General features: G+C 71.0%; 17 protein-coding genes. 14 read left to right on the top strand and 3 right to left on the bottom strand.

The window, feature by feature from the left end; all coding sequences use genetic code 11:
* Positions 1-11: 11 nt before the first annotated feature.
* Positions 12-1,289 (bottom strand): amino acid deaminase, encoded by a 1,278-nt coding sequence (locus ABZX90_RS16425; RefSeq protein ID WP_355205374.1) that lies wholly within the window; start codon positions 1,287-1,289, stop codon positions 12-14.
* A 203-nt stretch (positions 1,290-1,492) separates the two neighbouring features.
* On the opposite strand from ABZX90_RS16425, the gene ABZX90_RS16420 reads away from it, so the two are divergent.
* The 5 genes from ABZX90_RS16420 to ABZX90_RS16400 all read left to right on the top strand — a co-directional run bounded on the left by ABZX90_RS16420 (position 1,493) and on the right by ABZX90_RS16400 (position 6,318).
* Positions 1,493-2,563, top strand: coding sequence for a sugar kinase (locus ABZX90_RS16420; RefSeq protein ID WP_355205493.1), 1,071 nt, complete (start codon positions 1,493-1,495; stop codon positions 2,561-2,563).
* Positions 2,560-3,327 (top strand): IclR family transcriptional regulator, encoded by a 768-nt coding sequence (locus tag ABZX90_RS16415; RefSeq protein WP_351126070.1) that lies wholly within the window; start codon positions 2,560-2,562, stop codon positions 3,325-3,327. Before ABZX90_RS16420 ends, ABZX90_RS16415 begins: the two co-directional genes overlap by 4 nt.
* 7 nt (positions 3,328-3,334) lie before the next feature.
* On the top strand, positions 3,335-3,745 hold the full coding sequence (locus ABZX90_RS16410; RefSeq protein WP_355205371.1) for a RidA family protein: 411 nt from the start codon (positions 3,335-3,337) through the stop codon (positions 3,743-3,745).
* A 169-nt stretch (positions 3,746-3,914) separates the two neighbouring features.
* Positions 3,915-5,477 (top strand): SLC13 family permease, encoded by a 1,563-nt coding sequence (locus tag ABZX90_RS16405; RefSeq protein WP_355205368.1) that lies wholly within the window; start codon positions 3,915-3,917, stop codon positions 5,475-5,477.
* Positions 5,478-5,541: 64 nt separating this feature from the next.
* Positions 5,542-6,318 (top strand): hypothetical protein, encoded by a 777-nt coding sequence (locus tag ABZX90_RS16400; protein WP_355205365.1) that lies wholly within the window; start codon positions 5,542-5,544, stop codon positions 6,316-6,318.
* A gap of 70 nt (positions 6,319-6,388) precedes the next feature.
* On the opposite strand, the gene ABZX90_RS16395 is transcribed toward ABZX90_RS16400, so the two are convergent.
* Positions 6,389-7,762, bottom strand: a complete 1,374-nt coding sequence (locus tag ABZX90_RS16395) for a M14 family metallopeptidase (RefSeq protein WP_355205362.1) — start codon at positions 7,760-7,762, stop codon at positions 6,389-6,391.
* A 311-nt stretch (positions 7,763-8,073) separates the two neighbouring features.
* A complete protein-coding gene (locus ABZX90_RS16390) occupies positions 8,074-9,777 on the bottom strand; it encodes a glycosyl hydrolase family 18 protein (protein ID WP_355205490.1) in 1,704 nt (567 codons plus the stop codon).
* A 358-nt stretch (positions 9,778-10,135) separates the two neighbouring features.
* On the opposite strand from ABZX90_RS16390, the gene ABZX90_RS16385 reads away from it, so the two are divergent.
* The 9 genes from ABZX90_RS16385 (at position 10,136) to ABZX90_RS16345 (ending at position 19,722) form a co-directional block, all read left to right on the top strand.
* Positions 10,136-11,017 carry a hypothetical protein gene (locus ABZX90_RS16385; protein WP_351126060.1) on the top strand — a complete coding sequence of 294 codons (882 nt, stop codon included), beginning with the start codon at positions 10,136-10,138 and terminating at the stop codon, positions 11,015-11,017.
* Between the two features lie 172 nt (positions 11,018-11,189).
* On the top strand, positions 11,190-11,903 hold the full coding sequence (cpaB, locus tag ABZX90_RS16380; RefSeq protein WP_351126058.1) for a Flp pilus assembly protein CpaB: 714 nt from the start codon (positions 11,190-11,192) through the stop codon (positions 11,901-11,903).
* A gap of 171 nt (positions 11,904-12,074) precedes the next feature.
* The gene (locus tag ABZX90_RS16375; protein ID WP_355205357.1) at positions 12,075-13,694 is read left to right on the top strand and encodes an AAA family ATPase; all 1,620 of its coding nucleotides are present in this window, start codon (positions 12,075-12,077) and stop codon (positions 13,692-13,694) included.
* Positions 13,695-13,957: 263 nt separating this feature from the next.
* The gene (locus ABZX90_RS16370; protein WP_355205487.1) at positions 13,958-14,347 is read left to right on the top strand and encodes a TadE family protein; all 390 of its coding nucleotides are present in this window, start codon (positions 13,958-13,960) and stop codon (positions 14,345-14,347) included.
* 18 nt (positions 14,348-14,365) lie between these two features.
* Entirely contained in the window at positions 14,366-15,706 is a 1,341-nt protein-coding gene (locus tag ABZX90_RS16365; RefSeq protein ID WP_351126052.1) for a CpaF family protein, read from the top strand.
* A gap of 70 nt (positions 15,707-15,776) precedes the next feature.
* Positions 15,777-16,718 (top strand): type II secretion system F family protein, encoded by a 942-nt coding sequence (locus ABZX90_RS16360; RefSeq protein ID WP_351126050.1) that lies wholly within the window; start codon positions 15,777-15,779, stop codon positions 16,716-16,718.
* Positions 16,719-16,758: 40 nt separating this feature from the next.
* Positions 16,759-17,622 carry a DUF5936 domain-containing protein gene (locus ABZX90_RS16355; protein WP_355205484.1) on the top strand — a complete coding sequence of 288 codons (864 nt, stop codon included), beginning with the start codon at positions 16,759-16,761 and terminating at the stop codon, positions 17,620-17,622.
* Positions 17,622-18,998 (top strand): histidine kinase, encoded by a 1,377-nt coding sequence (locus ABZX90_RS16350; RefSeq protein ID WP_355205353.1) that lies wholly within the window; start codon positions 17,622-17,624, stop codon positions 18,996-18,998. Before ABZX90_RS16355 ends, ABZX90_RS16350 begins: the two co-directional genes overlap by 1 nt.
* Positions 18,991-19,722, top strand: coding sequence for a response regulator transcription factor (locus tag ABZX90_RS16345; protein ID WP_355205350.1), 732 nt, complete (start codon positions 18,991-18,993; stop codon positions 19,720-19,722). The genes ABZX90_RS16350 and ABZX90_RS16345 overlap by 8 nt, the downstream gene beginning before the upstream one ends.
* Positions 19,723-19,749: the final 27 nt, after the last annotated feature.

Genomic DNA, 19,749 nt, shown 5'->3' with positions numbered 1-19,749 from the left:
GTCTCCCGCTTCTAGAAGAACGTGCGGATGTAGTCGACGACCGTGCCGTCCGCCTCGACCAGCGGGATCAGCTGCCACTTGTCGAAGGACGTGCACGGGTGGGACAGGCCCATGCCGACCCAGTCGCCCACCTCCAGATCAGCCTCGGGCGTCGTACGCAGCCACGCGTGCTGGTCGGAGAGCCCGCTGACCTCGATGCCCGTCGCGGGGCGCTCCTCGCCGCTCCGGCGCACCACCTGGGCGAAGGGCAGGTCGAGGTCGTGGGCCGCGTCCCGCTTGCCCGCGTTGGTGAAGGCCTGCTCGGGGGAGGGCCGGGAGACGACCTGCGACCAGAGGCGGAACGCCGGGTGCAGGGCGCCCTCCTCCGGGACGCGGGCGAAGGGGGTCAGCTTGCGGTAGTGGCCGTCGTCGTGCGAGACGTACGCGCCCGAACGCAGCAACTTCAGTACGGGGAGGGAGAGTTCCGGGATCTCCGCGAAGACGTCGGCGACCGCGTCGAACCAGGCGCTGCCCCCCGCGCTGACGACGATCTCGTCGAGGCCCTTGAAGCGCCCGGCACCGTCGAACTCCGCCGCGAGCGCGGTCAGCCGCCGCAGCCAGGCGTGCACCCGCTCGGGGTTCGCGTCCGGGACCTCGCCCTCGTAGCCCGCGACCCCGGCCAGCCGGAGCGTCGCCGTCGCCGCCACCGCGTCCGCGACCGCCGCGCACTCCGTCTCCGTCCGCACGCCGGTACGGGCACTCTCACCGGCGGCGAGTTCGACGACGACGTCGACCCGGCGGGCGCTCCCGCGCAGCGCGGCGTCCATCAGCTCCACACCGCGCACCGAGTCGACGTAACAGACGAACCGGAAGTCCGGGTCCGCGGCGAGCTCGGCGGCGATCCATCGCAGGGCCGCAGCGTCGACGAGTTCGTTCGCGAGGAAGATCCGGTCGATGCCGAACTCCCGGGCCACGCGCACCTGGTGGGGCACCGCGAGGGTGATGCCCCAGGCGCCGTGCTCGATCTGCCGCCAGAACAGCCGCGGGGCCATGGACGTCTTGCCGTGCGGGGCGAACGCGAGGTTGTGCCGGCCGGCGTACGTCTCCATGAGTTCGAGGTTGTGCGTCAGGCGCTCGGCGGAGAGGACGAGGACGGGGGTGGTGAAGCCGTCCGTGAAGAGGTTGCGGCGCTGGGCGGCCAACTCGCCGACGGTCAGGCCGTTCGCGTCCGGGGGGAGGCCCTTGAAGCGGTGGTCGACGCGGTCCGCCGCGAGAGCGGCCAGCGGTGCGGCGGCGGTGTCGGCGCTCATGGTGCCTCCTTGGTCTGCCGAGTGCGTTGCGTGCTGTGCAACGCTCATTGCGTATGTCGCTTGCTGCTGTCTAACATCCCAGCCAACGCAGGGTCAACGGTGCCGTTCGCCGCCGTCGGCCGCCAGAGCGAGGAGCCCCGACCGACGTGACCAGCAACGGACCCGCAGGTGCCGCGTCCCCCGACGCCGACGCCGACGCCAACATCAACATCGATGTCGATGTCGACACCGGCACCCTTGACGTGGTGGCGCTCGGCGAGTCCATGGTCACCTTCCTTCCCACCCGGGCCGGACGCCTCGCCGACGTGCCCTCGTTCGAGCGCGGGATCGGCGGTGCCGAGTCCAACGTGGCGTGCGTGCTCGCCCGTGCCGGTCACTCCGCGCGCTGGGTCGGCAGGGTCGGCGCCGACGGGTTCGGCGACCACCTGGTGGAGGCGATCGCCGCGTACGGGGTCGACACCTCCGCCGTACGCCGGGACCCCCACCGCCCGACCGGCGTCTACTTCCGCACCGCGGGCGACCGGGCGACCGACGCCCACGAAGTCGCCTACTACCGCGCCGGATCCGCCGCCTCGGCCATGACGGCCGGCAACGTGGACCTGGCCGCCGCCCGGTCCGGCCGCGTGCTGCACCTGTCCGGCATCACCGCCGCACTCTCCGACGACTGCCTGGCCCTGATGCGCGAACTGACCGCCCCACGGCCCCGGCGCCCCCTCGTCTCCTTCGACGTCAACCACCGCCCGGGGCTGTGGCACGACCCCGAAGGACCGCGCGTCCTGCTCGACCTCGCGCGCGGCGCCGACATCGTCTTCGTCGGCGACGACGAGGCCCGCGAGGCCTGGGGGCTGCGCGGGGCGCGGGCCATCCGCGACGCACTGCCCGAACCGGACGTCCTGGTCGTCAAGTACGGCAAGGGCGGAGCCGCCGTGTTCGACAAGGACGTCCCCGAGGGGACCGAGGACGCCACCGGCACCGCCACCTTCGTCCGCGCCCTGCGGGTCGACGTCGTCGCGGCCGTCGGCGCCGGTGACGCCTTCGCCGCCGGATTCCTCTCCGCCACCCTCCGCGGCCTCCCCGTCCGCGACCGGCTGCGCCACGGCCACCTGATGGCCGCCGCCGCGCTCACCGTGCCGGGCGACCTCGCCGAGCCGCCCGCCCGCGGGCACGCCGACCGGCTGGCCGCTCTGGACGACCGCGCGTGGGAGACACTTCGTCTCGGCCCCGGCTGGACCGAAGCCGACGCACGGGCCGCGGAGGAGGTACGCACGCCATGAGCCAGACCGTCGACCGAGCGCTCAGCATTCTGCCGCTGCTCGCCGAGGGCCCCGCCGACCTCGGACAGGTCGCCGACCGTCTCGGCGTCCACAAGTCCACGGCGCTCCGTCTGCTGCGCACCCTGCACGAGCACGGCCTCGTCTACCGCCAGTCCGACCAGCGCTACCGCCTCGGCGCCCGCCTCTTCGCCCTCGCCCAGGAGGCCGTCGAGAACCTCGACGTCCGCGAGATCGCCCACCCCCACCTCGTCCGTCTCAACGAGCAGTGCGGTCACACCGTCCACCTCGCCGTGTACGAGGAGAACGAGGTGCTCTACATCGACAAGGTGGAGAGCCGCTACCCGGTGCGCATGTACTCACGGATCGGCAAGCCCGTCGCCATCACCGTCGCGGCGGTGGCCAAACTGCTCCTCGCCGACCTGCCCGAGGCCGAGCGCCGCGCCGTCGCCGACAAGCTCGACTACCCCATGTACACAGCCCGTTCGACCCCCAACGCCCCCGCGTTCCTCAAGGAACTGGCGACCGTACGCGAACAGGGCTGGGCCACCGACCTCGGTGGCCACGAGGAATCCATCAACTGCGTCGCCGCCCCCATCCGCGGCGCCGACGGACGCGTCGCCGCCGCCATGTCGGTCTCCGCGCCCAACGTCGTCGTCACCGCCGACGAACTCCTCACCCTGCTCCCGCTGGTGCGCCGTACGGCTGACGCCATCAGCCACGACTACTCCGGCAAAGCCCCCACGAAGGAAGACCCGAAGGATTGATCGCCGCATGACCGACAAGATCGCCATCACCCCGAAGACCCACACCACCCCGCCCGCCAGGTTCTCGCACGGCGTGCGGAAGGGGAACATCCTCCAGGTCGCCGGCCAGGTCGGCTTCCTGCCCGCCGAGGAGGGCAGGCCCCCGACGCCCGCCGGACCGACCCTGCGTGAGCAGACCCTCCAGACCCTCGCCAACGTCAAGGCCATCCTCGAAGAGGGCGGCTCCGGCTGGGACGACGCGATGATGATCCGCGTCTACCTCACGGACACCGGCCACTTCGCCGAGATGAACGAGATCTACAACCAGTACTTCGACGAGCAGGGCCTCACCGCGCCCCCCGCCGCCCGCACCACGGTCTACGTCGGCCTGCCGGCCGGACTCCTCGTCGAGATCGACGTGCTCGCCGTTCTCGGCTGACGTCGCCCGTGCGGGCCCCTGCCCGTACACCGCTCCTCCGGGCCCACGCCCGCGCAACTCCCGCACCGCGTACGACGTCACGGTGCGGCACCCGCAGAACCCGGGGTGCCGCACCGCGATTCGCCCTGCCCGAAAGCCCCATGGACCCACGAAAACGAGGCCCCCCGACATGTCGTCGTATCCGCTCGCAGCGACAGCCCCGGCCCCGGAGACACCACCTCACACCGGTGGTCTCCTGCTCCTTGTCGATGGCACGGCCGGACTGCTCACGGTCGCCGCCCTCGGTATCGCGCTCCTCCTCTTCCTGATCATCAAGGTCAGGCTCCAGCCGTTCGTCGCCCTGCTCGCCGTCTCCATAGCCGTCGGCCTCTCCGCCGGACTCTCGGTCACGGAACTGTTCGGCACGGTCCAGAAGTCCACCGCCGTGTCGGTCATCGAGACCGGCATGGGCGGCATTCTCGGCCATGTCGCGATCATCATCGGCCTCGGCACGATGCTCGGGGCGATCCTCGAAGTCAGCGGCGGCGCAGAGGTGCTGGCGACCCGGCTGCTCACCCTCTTCGGCGAGAAGAGGGCCCCGCTCGCCATGGGCCTGACCGGCCTCGTCTTCGGCATCCCCGTCTTCTTCGACGTCGGTATCTTCGTCCTCGCGCCGCTGGTCTACGCCGCCGCCAAGCGCTCCGGCAAGTCGATCCTGCTCTACTGCCTGCCGCTTCTCGCCGGCCTGTCGATGACCCACGCCTTCCTGCCGCCGCACCCCGGCCCGGTCGCCGCCGCGGGACTGCTGCACGTCCAGCTCGGCTGGGTCATCCTCATGGGCATCGTCTGCGGCATCCCCGCCGTGCTGGCCGCCTGGGTCTACTCCGCCTGGGTCGGCAAGCGCATCTTCGTCGCCGTACCGCAGGACATGGTCGAGGCGGCCGCCGAGGCCAAGCGGGCCGTCGTCGAGGAACAGCGCGCCGCGGGCACCCTCCGGCCGGGCGGAGCCGGGAGTGCGGAGGAAGGCGCCGAGCCGCAGGAGAAGCCGGTGCCGCTCGGTACGGTCCTCGGCATCATCGGTACGCCCCTGGTGCTGATCCTCGCGGCGACGTTCTCCTCGATCGCCCTCGATCCTCCCCCAAGCTCTCCGACAAGCTCCGAGCAGGGGGGACCCCCATCCCCGCGTTCGGTCATCGAGTTCTTCGGCAGCCCTTTCGTGGCCCTCACGATCGCGCTGCTCCTCGCCTACTACCTGCTCGGCATCCGGCGCGGCTGGTCCCGCAAGTCCCTGGAGACCGTGTCGACTTCGTCCCTGAAGCCGGTCGGCAACATCCTGCTGGTGGTCGGCGCGGGCGGGGTCTTCGGCGCCGTGCTGAAGGCGAGCGGAGTCGCCCAGGCCCTCTCGGACACCTTCAACGACGTCGGCCTCCCGGTGATCGTCCTGGCCTACCTGATCTCCCTGGTCCTGCGGGTCGCCCAGGGCTCGGCGACGGTCGCGATCGTCACCACGGCCGGCATCGTCGCGCCACTGCTCGTCGAGGGCCACCACTCGCAGGCCTTCGTCGCCCTGGTCATCATGGCGATCTCGGCGGGCTCCATCTTCGCCTCGCACGTCAACGACGGCGGCTTCTGGATGGTCGCCAAGTACTTCGGCATCAGCGAGCGCGACACCCTCAGGACCTGGACCGTTCTGGAGTCGGTGCTGTCCGTCGCGGGGTTCGTCGTGGCCGCCGCGGTCAGCGTCCTCGTGTAACAGAGGCATAGCTAAGTAGGGGCTGGCTGTGCCCGGCACAGGATCTTCGACCATACTGCCCGCTGTGGAGCAGCGCATAGGTTCGAAGAGTCAGCCCCTGGACGCCGCCGCGGTGAACCCGGCGTACATCCCCGGGCTCACGTCACCCGTGCCGGCGGAGCCGAAGGACGCGGTCGAGGAGACCGACGAGGCCGCCGCCGAGGAGACCGTCTCTGACGAGACGGTCTCCGACGACGCGGCGTCCGACGAGGCGCCCGCCGCCGAGACCCCGAAGGAGTCCGTGACCGAAGAGGAAACCGACTCCGGGACCGAACCGGAATCCCGGACGGAACCGGAGTCCGGGGCCGACCCCGAGTCCGGCCCCGACCCCGAGGGTCCCGTCTTCGAGGCCTCCGACCGGCGCGCCTCGATCACGGCCGACCACAGCGGCGTACGCCTGCGTCTGGACGACCAGGAGGCGGAGTTCCGCTGGGACGAGATCGGCGCCGTCGAGACGGAGTCGCCGCGTTTCGGCAAGCGGTTCACCATCACGGTGCACACGCCGGACCGCCGTTGGTATCCGCTGGAGATCGAGGCGAGCGCCCGGACACGCTTCAAGGAGTGGGAGGAGCAGCTCGACGCCGTCCTGGACGCCTACTTCGAGGACGACGACGACACCGAGGCGACCGACGACACCTTGGCGACCGAGGCCACCGAGGAAACCGGCGACCTCAAGTCCGTCGCCCTGTCGAAGGCGTCCGACGTGGCCGAGGGGGCCGACGCGTCCGAGGCGCCCGAGGCGAAGGGCGAGGGCGCGACGGCGGACGCGTCCGAGAAGACGGACGAGGGCGAAAAGCCGTAAGCGGTACGGGGAACCGCGCGCCCGGTCCCGCAGGGCGCGCGGTTCCCCGGTCACCGACCGGGTTCGTTTCCTAGGCGCAGTACTGGGACGCCTTGCCGATGGACCGGTACATGCAGTCGGCGTTCTCCAGGAGCTGGAGCACCGCGTCCCGGTTCCGGGACGTCTCCCGCTCGATGACCTCGTCGGGCGGGTAGAAGCCGCCGCCGGAGCTGGACGCCGGATACATCTCGAAGGTGTAGTCGAAGATCTTCTGGGTGCCCCAGAGATAGTCGTCGATCGAGCCGTCCGTGATGTACAGATCACTGGCCTGCTCGGCCGTGTAGCCGTTGCTGGCGGCCATCTTCTGGCCGACGGTCTTGAAGGCGTTGTAGTCGTCCGCCGTCATCCCCGTCGCGGTGTCGGAGTAGGTGTACCCGAACGGCCACAGCACCAGCTCGCTGTAGGTGTGGAAGTCGATGCCGGCCTTGATCTGCTGCTTGCCGCCGACAACCCGGCCGCGCACGAAGTCGGCGACCACCTTCACCTCGGGGGCCGACTCGGCCGACGTGCCGCGGTAGGTCTCGGAGGACGTGGAACCCGAAGAGCCGCCGCAGCAGCCCCACTTGTAGTTCCAGTTGCGGTTCAGGTCCGTGCCGACGTACGAGGAACCGGAGTTGGGTTGGCGGTTCTTGCGCCACGAGCGGTAGGAGCCGCTCGCGATGTCGTACTCGCCGCCGTCCGGGTTGAGGTCCGGGACGATCCAGATCTCGCGGTTGTTCACCATGCTGGTGACGCGGGAGTCGCTCCCGTAGCCCGCCCCGAGTTCGCGCAGCAGGTACAGCGCCATCTCCACCGTGAGGTGCTCGCGGGCGTGCTGGTGGAAGGTGAGGAGGACCTCGGGTTCGCTCTCGTCGGTGGCGACGTTGTCGCTGACCTTGATGGCGACGATGTCCCGGCCCTGGTACGACTTGCCGATCACCTTCCTGCTCATGATGCTCGGGTAGGCGGCCAGCCGCTGGTCGATCTCCGCGTTCGTCTCCGCGTAGTTGTGGTACTTCGCGTCCGCCGTCGGGAAGTCGAAGAGGCGTACGTCGGCGGCGTCGGCGGCACGGTCGGGCGCCGAGCCCAACAGGGAGACGTCGTAGCCCTGTCGGCGCAACGCGCTGATCTGGTCCGCGCGGCCCGAGACGACGACGGTCTCCTCGTCGGCCTCGTCCACGGTGACCCCGGAGCGCTGGATCGCCGTACGGGTCACGGGAGTCGAGCTCTGGTGGATCTCGTACTGCCTGACGTCGTCGGACGAGGGCGCGGGGGCCTTCGCCCCGCTCGCCGTGGCGTCGGTGGCGGTTGCGGTGAGGGGAGCCGCGAGGGCGAGGGCCGCGAGAACGGCGAGCGCGGCGGTGCGCCGCCGACCGTCTCTGCTCTTGCCGTCGGAGCTGCCGCTGCCGCGTATGCGAAGTCGCATGAAGTCTCCTTGTTTCTCCGGGAATTCCGGGATCTCCGGAATGTGGGGAGTGGAGCGGGGGGTGGCTCATGGCGACGTGCCTGGTGCGGGTGTGGCGCTCATGGTGAGGGCCATGGCATGAGCAGGTCAAGAGACGTCAAGGAGCCGGTGGCGGGAATCGGCCGTGGGGGCGGTGCGGCCGGGGAGTGCGGCCGCGGCGAGGCGGCCTGCTACGCCGGCGGGCGTGGCCCGGCCCCGGCTGCGGGGCAGCCGGGGCCGGGAGACTTCCTTCTGCCGGTGGGCAGAGCGGAACGGGAAGGGGCGGGGCGGAACTACAGGCCGTGCACGTGCGGGCCCACCGCGTTCGACCAGGCGTTGCCCGCCGAAGCGTCCCAGTTGGTCGACCAGGTCATCGCGCCGCGCAGGGCCGGGTAGGTCCTGGAGGGCTTGAAGGAACCGCAGTTGGTGAGCTTGGTCAGGCAGTCGAGGGCGTTGTTCACGATGGTCGGGGAGACGTATCCGCTGCCCGCGCCGCTGGTGGAGGCGGGGAGGCCGAGGCCCACCTGGGACGGGGCGAGACCGCCCTCCAACTGGATGCAGGCGAGCGCCGTCAGGAAGTCGACCGAGCCCTGCGAGTAGACCTTGCCGTCGCAGCCGAGCATCGAACCGCTGTTGTAGTACTGCATGTTGACGACGGTGAGGATGTCCTTGATGTTCAGGGCGGTCTGGAAGTAGGCGTTCGACGTGGACTGCATGTCGATCGTCTGCGGGGCCATGGTGATGACCAGGGACGAGCCCGCCTTCGCGGACAGGGACCGCAGCGCCTGCGACATGTAGGTCGCGTTGAGACCGTTCTCCAGGTCGATGTCGACGCCGTCGAAGCCGTACGTCTGCATCAGGGAGTAGACGGAGTTGGCGAAGTTCGTGGCCGACGTCGAGTCGCTGACCGAGACGGTGCCGTTCTGGCCGCCGATGGAGATGATGACCTTCTTGCCCGCGGCCTGCTTGGCCTTGATGTCGGCCTTGAACTGGTCGACGGTGTAGCCGCCGAGCCCGGCCGAGTCGAGGGTGAAGCTCACCGCGCCCGGCGTGCCGGTGGCGTCGGCGAAGGCGACGGCGATGATGTCGTACTGCGACTGCACGGCGGAGATCTTCTGCACGGTCGCGCCGTTGTTGAAGTTCTGCCAGTAGCCGGTCACGGCGTGCGCGGGCACGGAACCGCCGCCCCCACCGCCGCCGGACGCGGTCGTCGTCCCCGTGACGGCCGACGACTTCGCCGACTCACCGGCCGAGTTGGTCGCGCTGACCTGGAACGAGTACGCCGTGGAGGTGGTGAGCCCCGAGACGGTCGCGGAGGTCCCGGTCACCGCCTGGACCTTGGAGCCGCCCTGGTACACGTTGTAGCCGGTCGCGCCCGACACCGTGTTCCAGGCCAGCGAGACGGACGAGGAGGTCGTGGAGGACACGGCGAGACCCGCCGGGGTCGCAGGGACCGTCGGGGCCGGGTCGCCGCCACCGCCGCCGTCGGGGCCGAACACCGAGACGTCGTCGGCGAAGTAGGCGGGCTGTCCGTACCAGCCGTGCGTCCAGACCGTCACCGACGTCGTCGAGGCGCCGGTGGTGAAGGTGGTCGACAGCTGCGTCCAGGTGGTGTTGGGCGTCCAGGTCGAGACGTCCGTCGACCCCGTGCCGCTCGCGCCGATGTACGTGTAGGCCCCCTGCACCCAGGCGCTCAGTGTGTACGTCGAGTTGGGCTTCACGGCGACGGACTGGGAGCACTGGGCGAAGTCCTGCCCCGCGGGCGTGGCCTTCAGCGCGGCCGAGCCGCTGTGCACCGGCGAGGAGACGGTCGTACCGCTGCCGGCCGAACACGTCCAGTTGCTCAGGCCCGACTCGTAGCCGGCGTTCTTGGCGTTGTTGACGTCGGCGGCCTGGGCCTGACCGGCCAGGCCGGTGAGGGAGAGAACGGACGCGGTGACGGCGGCGGCGAGGACTCCCGCCCATCTCCGCCTGGGCGTACGGGTGACGCGGTCCACTGGGTCCTCCGGGGAGAGGTGGGGGAGGGGGAACGGAACGGTGGCCACCGCCGGTGGCTATAAGTTGGTCCAGACCAATCTTCTTGTCAAGACCTCTGGAGTTCCCAACCTCCTTGCCGGGGCGTCGAGTTGTGATCACCCGGCTTACTCTCCGTTGATCACGCTCGCACCTTCGGTGAGATGATCTCGGAGATTCGGTGTTGAGCGGGCCATGCCGTGGATATGGTGCTGATGCAAGAGGACGTCACCGTGACGATCTGCGGCCGTATGTGGTCGTCCGTGACGCTCCATGGCGATTAAAGGGGCGATCTGAGGCGGTGGTTGACCACCCCGCCGCAGCGAACGGGGTGTGTGCAGCGTGCCGACCGCGATAGCCGTCACCAGTCCCGATCTGGTGCTCCCACCGCACGACCGGCAGACCCCGCCGGCGGTCGTCCAGCCGCTCGACACCCTGGAGAGTTCCCTCACCGGGATGCACGCGCTCATCGAACAGCACGGGTATGTCATCTCGCTCTACCCGTCGTCCTCCGAGGGTGCACTCACCCAGCGGCTGCACACCGTCCGCTCCGTGCTGGAGAGCGACCGCATCGCGCTGCTCGGCATCGACCTGCCGCCGCTCGGAATCGCCCTGCTGGCCCAGCAGTTGCGCCAGCTCTCCGTCTGCGACTTCAGCCCCGGCGTGCTCGCCTCCGCCGCCCGGCTGCTCGCCCACTACATCTACGCGGGCGCCCTGCTCGGCTCGGTCGCCAAGCTCGACAGGGTCCCGGTCTCCCTGAAGTCGCATGCCAAATCATGGGTGCCGGGAGCCCAGTTCGCCGTACTCGCCAATCCGCGGCCCGAGCTCATCAGAATCGGCCAGGACGAGCTGCCCGGACCGGAGTTCGGCACCCGGCTGCTCTCGGCCGCGGGCCAGCCGCCCTCCGACTGGGTCACCGCCACCCTCGCACCCGCCTGGCGGGTCCAGGGCGTCGCGAGCGTCCCGCTGCCCGAGGAGTCGGCCCGCTGGTGGGGGACGTCCCGGATCGTCGAGTTCGCCGCCGGCCTGTACGACGTCTCCGTCCTCTACCAGCTCGTCTCGTCCGTCCGGCGGGAGGAGTGCCACTGGTGCGGCCTCGAACTCATCGGTGACCGCTGCGGGTTCTGCGCCGCACCCCTGCCACCGCCTTCCGCACAGGAGCTTCCGGCCACCGTCGTCCGGGCAGCCTCTTCGGTGCGCGCTCTGCCCCGAGGCGCCACATAGGCCCCCTCGGGCACATCTGAACAGCACCAGGCACGACCGCTCGACCCCGCCGTCCCCCGTAGATCGAGGTTGTCCGGAACATGCTGCATCACCCCGGGGGACACCCCCCGGACCCCCGGCAGGAACGACAGCTCGGTCCAGTCCCCGGTACCGCCCCACGAGGTGAGATTCAGTGAACTCGCGCCAGCGCCGCGGCGTCATCCTGCTGGTCCTCTCGGTCCTGTGCGCCCTCGGCGCCTTCGCCGGAGTCCTCTCGGTGATCCGCGACGTGAACTCCAAGGTCGGCCCGGAGGTCACGGCGTACCGTCTGAAGAACGACATCGCGCCCTACAAGGAGCTGTCGGCCGACCAGTTCGAGAAGATCTCGATGCCCGAGCGGTGGCTGTCGTCCACCGCCGTCACCAGCCTCTCCCGGATCCGCGGCAAGATCGCCGTCACCCAGCTGCGGAAGGGCTCCCTGCTGCAGGACGACATGATCGTGGACCGGCCCCGACTGGCCGCCGGGCAGCAGGAGATCGCCATCATGATCGACGCCGCGACCGGTGTCGCGGGCAAGATCAACCCCGGCTCCCGGGTGAACATCTACGCCACCTTCAAGGCCGAGAACGACAAGGGCACCGACCAGTCCAAGGTGATCGTCGAGAACGCCCGCGTCATCGACGTCGGCAAGCTCACCGCGCTCGACCCCGGCCAGTCCAGCTCGGACCGCCGCAACAGCGCCAGTCAGGCCGTCCCCATCACCTTCGCACTCGGCACCGCCGACGCCCAACGCGTCGCGTACGCCGAGTCGTTCGCCGAACATGTCCGGCTCGCCCTGGTCGCGGGCGGCTCCGACGCGGCCGTCGCGCCCGGCGACCGTACGTACACCCTCGACGAGGACAAGTAGGAGGCCGCGCATGAGGTCCATGCCCACGGGGCGGTACCGAGGGTCGCGTACGAGGCCGACGCGTACGAGGCCCACGTGTACGGGTCCGGACCGACGGCCGGCGACGGCGCGAGAACGCAGGGTGCCGGACGCGGGAACCGGTGTACGGCACCTGGGTGAGGGGCTGGGCCGATGACCGTCCGCATCCTTCCCGCTGTCGGCGACATCGACTCGGCCCGCGCGCTCACCACCCTGCTGAGCCAGCTCGCCGACACCGAACCCGCCCCGCCCGTACCCGACTCGACGGCCCTCCTCGACACCCTCGCGCGTCTCGCCGCCGAGTCCCTCGACGAGCTCCCCGAAGTGGTCCTGGTCCACGAACGCATCGGCCCCGTACCGGCGTTGGACCTGATCCGCGACGTGGTGATGCGCTTCCCCGCGGTCGGCGTCGTCCTCATCACCGCCGACGCCAGCACCGGCGTCCTCACCGCCGCCATGGACTCCGGCGCACGCGGCATCATCGGCCTGCCCCTCGGCTACGACGCCCTCGCCGAACGCGTCCAGGCCGCCGCCGCCTGGTCCGCCGGCATGCGCCGCCACCTGCACAGCGGCGCGCCCGAGCTGTACGCGGGCCCCGGCGGCACCGTCGTCACGGTGACCGGCGCGAAGGGCGGCGTCGGCGCGACCGTCACGGCGGTCCAACTCGCCCTCGCCGCACGGGCGTCCGGCCACAACGTGGCGCTGCTCGACCTCGACCTCCAGTCCGGGGACGTGGCCTCGTACCTCGACGTGCAGTTCCGCCGCTCGGTGGCCGACCTCGCGGCCATCACCGACATCAACCCGCGCGTCCTCCAGGACGCCGTCTACACCCACGACAGCGGCATCGCCCTGCTGCTCGCCCCCGCCGAGGGCGAACGGGGCGAGGAGGTCACCGACCGGGTGGCCCGCCAGGTCCTCGGCGCGCTGCGCTCCCGCCACGACGTGGTGATCGTCGACTGCGGCTCCCAGATGAACTCGGCCACCGCGGCGGCCGTCGAGATGGCCGACCAGGCCCTGCTCCTCGTCACCCCCGACGTCATCGCCGTCCGCGCCGCCAAACGCATGGTCCGCATGTGGGACCGCCTCCAGATACGCAAGGCGGAGGAGACCACGACGGTCGTGAACCGCTTCTCCCGCGGTACGGAGATCCAGCCGTCCCTCGTCGAACGCGTCACCGGCACCAAGGTCGCCCGCTCCGCGGTCCCCGCCGCCTTCAAGGAACTCCAGTCGGTCGTCGACGCGGGGCGGCTGCAGGACCTGGACGCCCGCTCGACCGTCAAACAGGCGCTGTGGGCACTGGCCGGCGAGCTGGGTCTCGTCGTCCCCCAGGAAGGCGGGGGCGGCGGCAGGCGTCGTAAGGCGTCCGCGTCGGACCGGGGCGCGCTCGCATTGCGGCGCCGGGGCGGCGACCGGGGAGCGGTCACCCTCGAATTCGCCGGGATGTTCCCGCTGTTGCTGGTCGTCATGACGATCCTGTGGCAGTGCGTGCTGTACGGCTACTCGTACTCGCTGGCCGGGAACGCGGCGGACGAGGCGGCCCGGGCCGCCACCGCCGCGTACGCGGTGAACGGCGACGTCCCGGGCGCGTGCGCGGCGGCCGGGAGCAAGCATCTGCCGGGCTCCTGGAAGGACGCGGGCATCGACTGCGGTCCGGCGGGCCCGGTCATGAGGGCCACCGTCGACGTCGACGTCCCGCTGTTCTTCCCGGGCTTCGACGCGGGCTTCCACGTACGGGGCACCGCGGGGGCGGCACTGGAGGGGGACGACGGATGAGGACACCCCTGCGGCGCGGGCCCCGAGCCAGGCCCGGAACCGACGCCACGACCCGGCTTCGTGCGGTGCCCCGGTCCGGGCCTACGAACGGGCTTCGCGCCGCGCGCCGGTCCGGGCCCACGAACGGGCTTCGCGCCGCGCGCCGTGCCGGTTCCGCGAGCGGATGCCGCGCCGCGCACAGGTCCGGCCCCACCCGCTTCCTCCGTGCCGTGACCGGTCGCCGGTCCACGGCCTGGCACCGCGCCACGACCCGGCTTCGCGCCATGACCGGGCTCCGCCCCTCCGGCGGGTTCCGTGCCGGGCGTCGGCTTCGTGGGGACCGGGGTGTCTCCATCCTGGAGTTCACCGGGTTCCTGCCCATCCTGCTGCTCATCGGGATGGCGGCCATCCAGCTCGGCCTCATCGGGTACGGCGTCAACCAGGCCGGTTCCGGGGCGCGGGCCGCCGCGCGGGCCGCCTCGCAACAGGGCGGCCCCCCGGCGGGCGTGGCCGCGGGCCAGGCCGCCGTGAGCGGATGGCTCGACCCGCAGGTCTCGCCCGAGAAGGGCGCCGAGACCACCACCGCGACGGTCGTGGTCCACGTCCCCGGCGTCATCCCCCTCTTCGGCGGCTACGACGTGACCCGCCGCGCCACCATGCCCACCGACGACTGACCGGGAGGAGCCGACACCATGAGCCTGCGTTCCCGAATCGCCGCCCCCGACGAGGGGGGACCCGCCCGTGAGGACGGACACCTCGTCGCCGTCTACCGGGCCAAACTCCTCGAAGAGATCGACCTCGCCGAGATGTCCAGCCTGGCGGCGGCCGAACGCCGGGTCCGTCTCGAACGCGTCCTCGGCCACATCATCAGCCGCGAGGGACCGGTCCTCTCCACCGCCGAGCGCTCCCAGCTGATCCGCAGGGTGGTCGACGAGGCCCTCGGGCTCGGCGTCCTCGAACCGCTCCTCGCCGACGCCTCGATCACCGAGATCATGGTCAACGGCCCGGACTCGATCTTCGTGGAGCGAGCCGGCCGCGTCGAACAGCTCCCGCTGCGCTTCGCGTCCAACGAGCAGCTCATGCAGACCATCGAACGCATCGTCTCGACGGTCAACCGCCGCGTCGACGAGTCCAACCCGATGGTCGACGCCCGCCTGCCCACCGGCGAGCGCGTCAACGTGATCATCCCGCCGCTCGCCCTGACCGGCCCCACCCTCACCATCCGCCGCTTCCCCCGCGCGTACACGCTCCCGGAGCTGATCGACCTCGGCTCCCTCGACGAGCAGATGCTCATGCTGCTCGCGGCCTTCGTCCGGGCCCGCTTCAACCTCATCGTCAGCGGCGGCACCGGCAGCGGGAAGACCACCCTGCTGAACGCGCTCTCCGGCCTGATCCCGTCCCACGAGCGCATCATCACGATCGAGGACTCCGCCGAACTCCAGCTCCAGCAGGAGCACGTCATCCGCCTCGAATCCCGCCCCCCGAACGTGGAGGGCAAGGGCCAGATCACCATCCGCGACCTGGTCCGCAACTCCCTGCGCATGCGCCCCGACCGCATCATCGTCGGTGAGGTCCGCGGCGGCGAGACCCTCGACATGCTCCAGGCCATGTCGACCGGCCACGACGGCTCGCTCGCCACCGTCCACGCGAACTCCGCCGAGGACGCTCTCATGCGGCTGCAGACCCTCGGCTCGATGTCCGAGGTGCAGATCCCCTTCGAGGCGCTCAAGGACCAGATCAACTCCGCCGTCGACGTCGTTGTCCAGCTGTCCCGGCACGCCGACGGCTCCCGCAAGGTCACGGAGATCGCGCTGCTGGTCTCGCACGGCCGCGAACAGTTCCGCGTCACCCCCGTCACCCGGTTCGTGCCCCGCCCGGTCGGCCCCGACCGCGTCGTCCGGGGCCACTTCGAGCACCTCCCGCTCCCGCGCTCGGTCGCCGAGAAGCTGTACGTCGCCAACGAACCGCCGCCGCCCGCCTTCGGCGTTGCTGAAGCCATCGACGTACTCAACACGCGGCAGGCCATCGGATGACATCCCCCACCCCCGGGTCCCCCACCTCGCCCACCTCCGAGTCGCCCGCTTCCGAAGGGAGGCAGCAGCCATGAACGACCCCGCCCTCCTCGCCCTCGGCGGGACCGTCCTCGGTGGCACACTCGCCGTCGCGGGCGTGCACTCCTACGCCTCGGGCCGCGCCCAGCGCCAGGCGCTCGTCGACCGGCTCTCCGGCGGCGGCCCGCTGCGCACGGCGGCCGGCCGGGTACGCCGCTTCGCGGGCATCGACCGCCGGCTGCGCCGCACCCGCCTCGGCCGCACGATCCACCTGCGCCTGTCGGCCACCGGACTCGACATCACGGCGGGTGAGTTCTTCACCTACGTCGCCGCCGTGGTCGTCGCCCTGTGGCTGATCGCCGCCGCGACGCTCGCCCCGTTCTTCGGCCCGATCGCCGCCGTACTCGGCGTGTGGAGCGCGGCCATCTTCCTCAACTGGCAGCGCCAGAAACGCATCGAGGCGTTCATCAACCAACTCCCCGACGTGGCACGCCTGCTGGCGAACGCCACGGCGGCGGGCCTCGCCCTGCGCACGGCGCTCGCCATGGCGGCGGAGGAGCTGGAGGCCCCGGCGGGCGAGGAACTCGCGCATGTGGCCGACCAGTTGATGCTCGGCCGCACCATCGACGACGCCCTCGGCGAACTCTCCGAGCGTCTCCCGTCCCGCGAATTGATCGTCCTCGTCACCACCCTCGTCCTCGCCAACAAGGCGGGCGGCTCCGTCGTCAGCTCCCTGCGCAACCTCACCCAGACCCTGGAGGACCGCAAGGAGACCCGTCGCGAGGTCCGCACGATGCTCTCCGAGGTCAACGCGACCGCCTTCACGGTCCCCTTCCTCGGCATCGGCTCCCTGGTCCTGATCAACTCCTCGAACGAGGGAGCCCTGGCCCGCGTCACCGGCTCGCCGCTCGGCCAGGGCCTGGTCCTGCTCGCCCTCGGCCTCTACACCGTGGGCTTCTTCGTCATCCGCCGGCTCGGCAAGATCGAAGTGTGAGGGAGGGGTTACGTTGCTGCCGCTGCTGCTCGCCGTCCTGATGGGCGCGGCGATCGCGGGCGTCCTCCTGGGCGTCCGGATGATCCGCGCCGACGCCAAACTCCCCAGCGACCTCCAGCTCGCCCTGGAGGTCGGCGGCACCCGTGTCTCCGCCGCGGACTCGGCCGTCGACCGCCTCGGCATGCGCTTCGCGCCGACCGTCCTGCGCCTCATGGGCCCCCGGCGCGTGGACGCCAAACGCCGCCGCATCGACATGGCGGGCAACCCCGGCGGTCTGACCCTGAACCGCTACGCGGCCCGCCGCGCGGTGTACGGGATCTTCGGCGTCGTCCTCGGCCTGGTCTTCCTCTCCAACGGGCAACTCCTCTTCGCCGCCCTCACGCTGGCCTTCGGCCTGATCGCGGCCGACGCCCTCATCTGGCAGGCCGTCCGTGAGCGCAAGGAGGTCATCGACCGCACCCTGCCCGACTTCCTCGACGTCCTCGCGGTCGTCGTCTCGGCGGGCCTCGGCTTCCGCCAGGCCCTGGACCGCGTCGCGGAGAAGTACGAGGGGCCCTGGGCGGACGAACTGCGCATCACCCTGCGCCAGATGGACGTGGGAGTCAGCCGCCGCCAGGCCTTCGACGAACTCCGCCGGCGCAACTCCTCCGAGCAGGTCGCCCAGTTCGTCTCGGCCCTCCAGCAGGGCGAGGAACTGGGCTCCCCGATCGCCGAGACCCTCATCCAGCTCGCCACGGACATGCGCCGCACCGACGCCCAGAACGCCCGCCGCCGCGCCGCCAAGACCATCCCCAAGGCCACGATGGTCACCCTCGTCTTCATGCTCCCGGCGACGATGATCCTGATCGCGACGGGAATGTTCCTGGGCTCGGGAACGAACTTCGGCTCGATCCTGGGGCGCTGATGGACGGCATCCTGCACCCCTTCGGATCCGCGGGCCGCACGGGCCGACGCTGGTCCTCCCCGTTCGGGCGGCGCCGCGAACGGCCCACCGGCTACCTCGCGGACGACGCCCCCGCACCCGGCGGCGTCCGCCTCCAGCTCAACGCCCTCCAGGCCCTGTGCCGCCAGGCCTTCGCCGTGCGCCTGGCGGCCATCGCGATCGGCGCCCCCTTCGCGATGACGAACGCCACCGACGGCCTTCCCCGCTACGCGGTCCTCGCCGCGGCCGTCCTCGGCGTCATGGGCTCCTACGCCATGCTCAGGGACTGGGACCGCTTCGGCCCCCGCCTCCTGGCCCACCCGACCCTGATGGCCCTCGACCTCACCTTCGGCGCGGTCCTGCTCCTCACCGCGTCCCCGGCCTCCCCCCTCGCCTACGCCACGGTCTGCACCCCGCTCCTCTCGGGCCTGCTGTACGGCTGGCGCGGCGCGGGCGTCTTCACCGGACTCCAGTTCATCGTCCTGCTCACGGTGTTCCGCGCCTGGGAACACCGGCCGGGCGCGGGCGCCAACACCCTCCTCGTCGCGGGCTTCTGCATCGGCGCCGGCATCATCGGCGTCACCCTGCGCAATCTGATGTTCCGCTTCGGCACGGCCAGTCAGGCCCTGTCCGAGGCGACCAGCAGACTGGCCGTCGCGGAGGCCGTCGACTCCGAACGGGCCCGCCTGGCACGCGAGATGCACGACTCGGTGGCCAAGACGCTGCACGGCCTCGCGCTGGCGGCGGAGGCCCTGGCCGCCTCGGCGGACGGCGCCGACCCAGCGGCGCTCAAACGTCAGGCGACGGTCGTGGCCGACGCGGCGCGCATCGCCGCCGCGGAGTCACGCACCCTCCTGTCGGACCTGCGGCGCCACACGGACCTGACGGACCCGGACACCGACGTTCTCCCCGAACTCCGTTCCATGACATCCGACTTCGAGGCCCGCACCCGCATCGCCGTCGTCGTACGACACCGGGGCGCGAACCCGGTCCTTCCCGGTACGGCCGCCCACCACGTCCTGGCGATCGTGTCCGAGGCCCTGGAGAACGCCCACCGCCACGCGGGCGCGAGCGCGGTGACGGTCGAACTCGACGTGTCGGCACACGAGTTCTCGTTGCACGTGCGGGACGACGGAGTGGGCCTGCCGACGCCCGCGACCCCCGCCACGCTCGCCGCCTGGACGAGATCCGGCCATTTCGGTCTGCTCGGCATGACGGAACGGGCCGCCTGTGTCGGCGGCCTCATCGCGCTGGACCGATCCTCGCGCGGAGGCACCGAGGTCCGTCTGACCCTCCCGCTCCCGTCGGCCGCCCTTCCCTCTCCCCCCACTCCCCAAGAGGAGGCCGCACATGCCTGACCAGGCACTTTCCGGCCCGCCCCTGCGTGTTCTCGTGGCCGACGACAACCCGGTCGTACGGGCCGGCCTGACCGCTCTGCTGAACGCGCACCCCGACATCGCGGTCGTCGCGGCGGCGCGGGACGGCGAGGAGGCACTGGCCTGTGCGGCCCGCCTCACCCCCGACGTGGTCCTGCTCGACGTTCGGATGCCCGGCACGGACGGCCTCACGGCGCTGCCCGAACTGACCCGGATCGCCCCGGTGATGATGCTGACCTACAGCCGCGAACCCGAGGTCGTGGCGGAAGCCCTGCGCAAGGGCGCGTCCGGCTATCTCGTCCATGGCGAGTTCACGGCGGCCGAACTGATCGCCGCCGTGCGGGATGTTCGACACGGACGCCCGACTGTCCCGGATTCACTCGGAGTTTCGTACCAACCGACCGCATCCGCTTCGCATCTGCAACCAACTGTGTCACAGTCGACGGAGGCTCGGTCCGTACCAACGGCGGGACTTCACCGTCGCGCTCTCAACCAGCCCGACTTCGGCCTGAGTTCAAGGGAGGTGGAGGTGATGGACCTCATCGCGGCCGGCATGAACAACCGCCAGATCGCCGCCACCTGCTTCATCACCGAGAAGACCGTCAAGAACCACATCAACCGCATCTTCGCGAAGCTGCACAGTTCTTCGCGCAGCGAAGCGATCGCCCGTTGGCTGGGCACCGCCCACGAGGGGTGGAGCCGATGACTCCCCGGCCGCGAAGTTGGGCCCCTG

Source organism: Streptomyces sp. NPDC002935 (genome assembly GCF_040611295.1).
In the GTDB taxonomy this organism is placed as follows: Bacteria; Actinomycetota; Actinomycetes; order Streptomycetales; family Streptomycetaceae; genus Streptomyces.
Note: the sequence above shows the minus strand (reverse complement) of the source record. Positions and strands in the feature narration are given on the sequence as shown.

Bases quoted from the DNA above. Each gene is read 5' to 3' on its own strand.
- ABZX90_RS16425 (WP_355205374.1), bottom strand. From the start codon at position 1,289: ATGAGCGCCGACACCGCCGCCGCACCGCTGGCCGCTCTCGCGGCGGAC.
- ABZX90_RS16415 (WP_351126070.1), top strand. From the start codon at position 2,560: ATGAGCCAGACCGTCGACCGAGCGCTCAGCATTCTGCCGCTGCTCGCC.
- ABZX90_RS16410 (WP_355205371.1), top strand. From the start codon at position 3,335: ATGACCGACAAGATCGCCATCACCCCGAAGACCCACACCACCCCGCCC.
- ABZX90_RS16405 (WP_355205368.1), top strand. From the start codon at position 3,915: ATGTCGTCGTATCCGCTCGCAGCGACAGCCCCGGCCCCGGAGACACCA.
- ABZX90_RS16395 (WP_355205362.1), bottom strand. From the start codon at position 7,762: ATGCGACTTCGCATACGCGGCAGCGGCAGCTCCGACGGCAAGAGCAGA.
- ABZX90_RS16375 (WP_355205357.1), top strand. From the start codon at position 12,075: ATGACCGTCCGCATCCTTCCCGCTGTCGGCGACATCGACTCGGCCCGC.
- ABZX90_RS16370 (WP_355205487.1), top strand. From the start codon at position 13,958: ATGACCGGGCTCCGCCCCTCCGGCGGGTTCCGTGCCGGGCGTCGGCTT.
- ABZX90_RS16365 (WP_351126052.1), top strand. From the start codon at position 14,366: ATGAGCCTGCGTTCCCGAATCGCCGCCCCCGACGAGGGGGGACCCGCC.
- ABZX90_RS16360 (WP_351126050.1), top strand. From the start codon at position 15,777: ATGAACGACCCCGCCCTCCTCGCCCTCGGCGGGACCGTCCTCGGTGGC.
- ABZX90_RS16355 (WP_355205484.1), top strand. From the start codon at position 16,759: ATGGGCGCGGCGATCGCGGGCGTCCTCCTGGGCGTCCGGATGATCCGC.
- ABZX90_RS16350 (WP_355205353.1), top strand. From the start codon at position 17,622: ATGGACGGCATCCTGCACCCCTTCGGATCCGCGGGCCGCACGGGCCGA.
- ABZX90_RS16345 (WP_355205350.1), top strand. From the start codon at position 18,991: ATGCCTGACCAGGCACTTTCCGGCCCGCCCCTGCGTGTTCTCGTGGCC.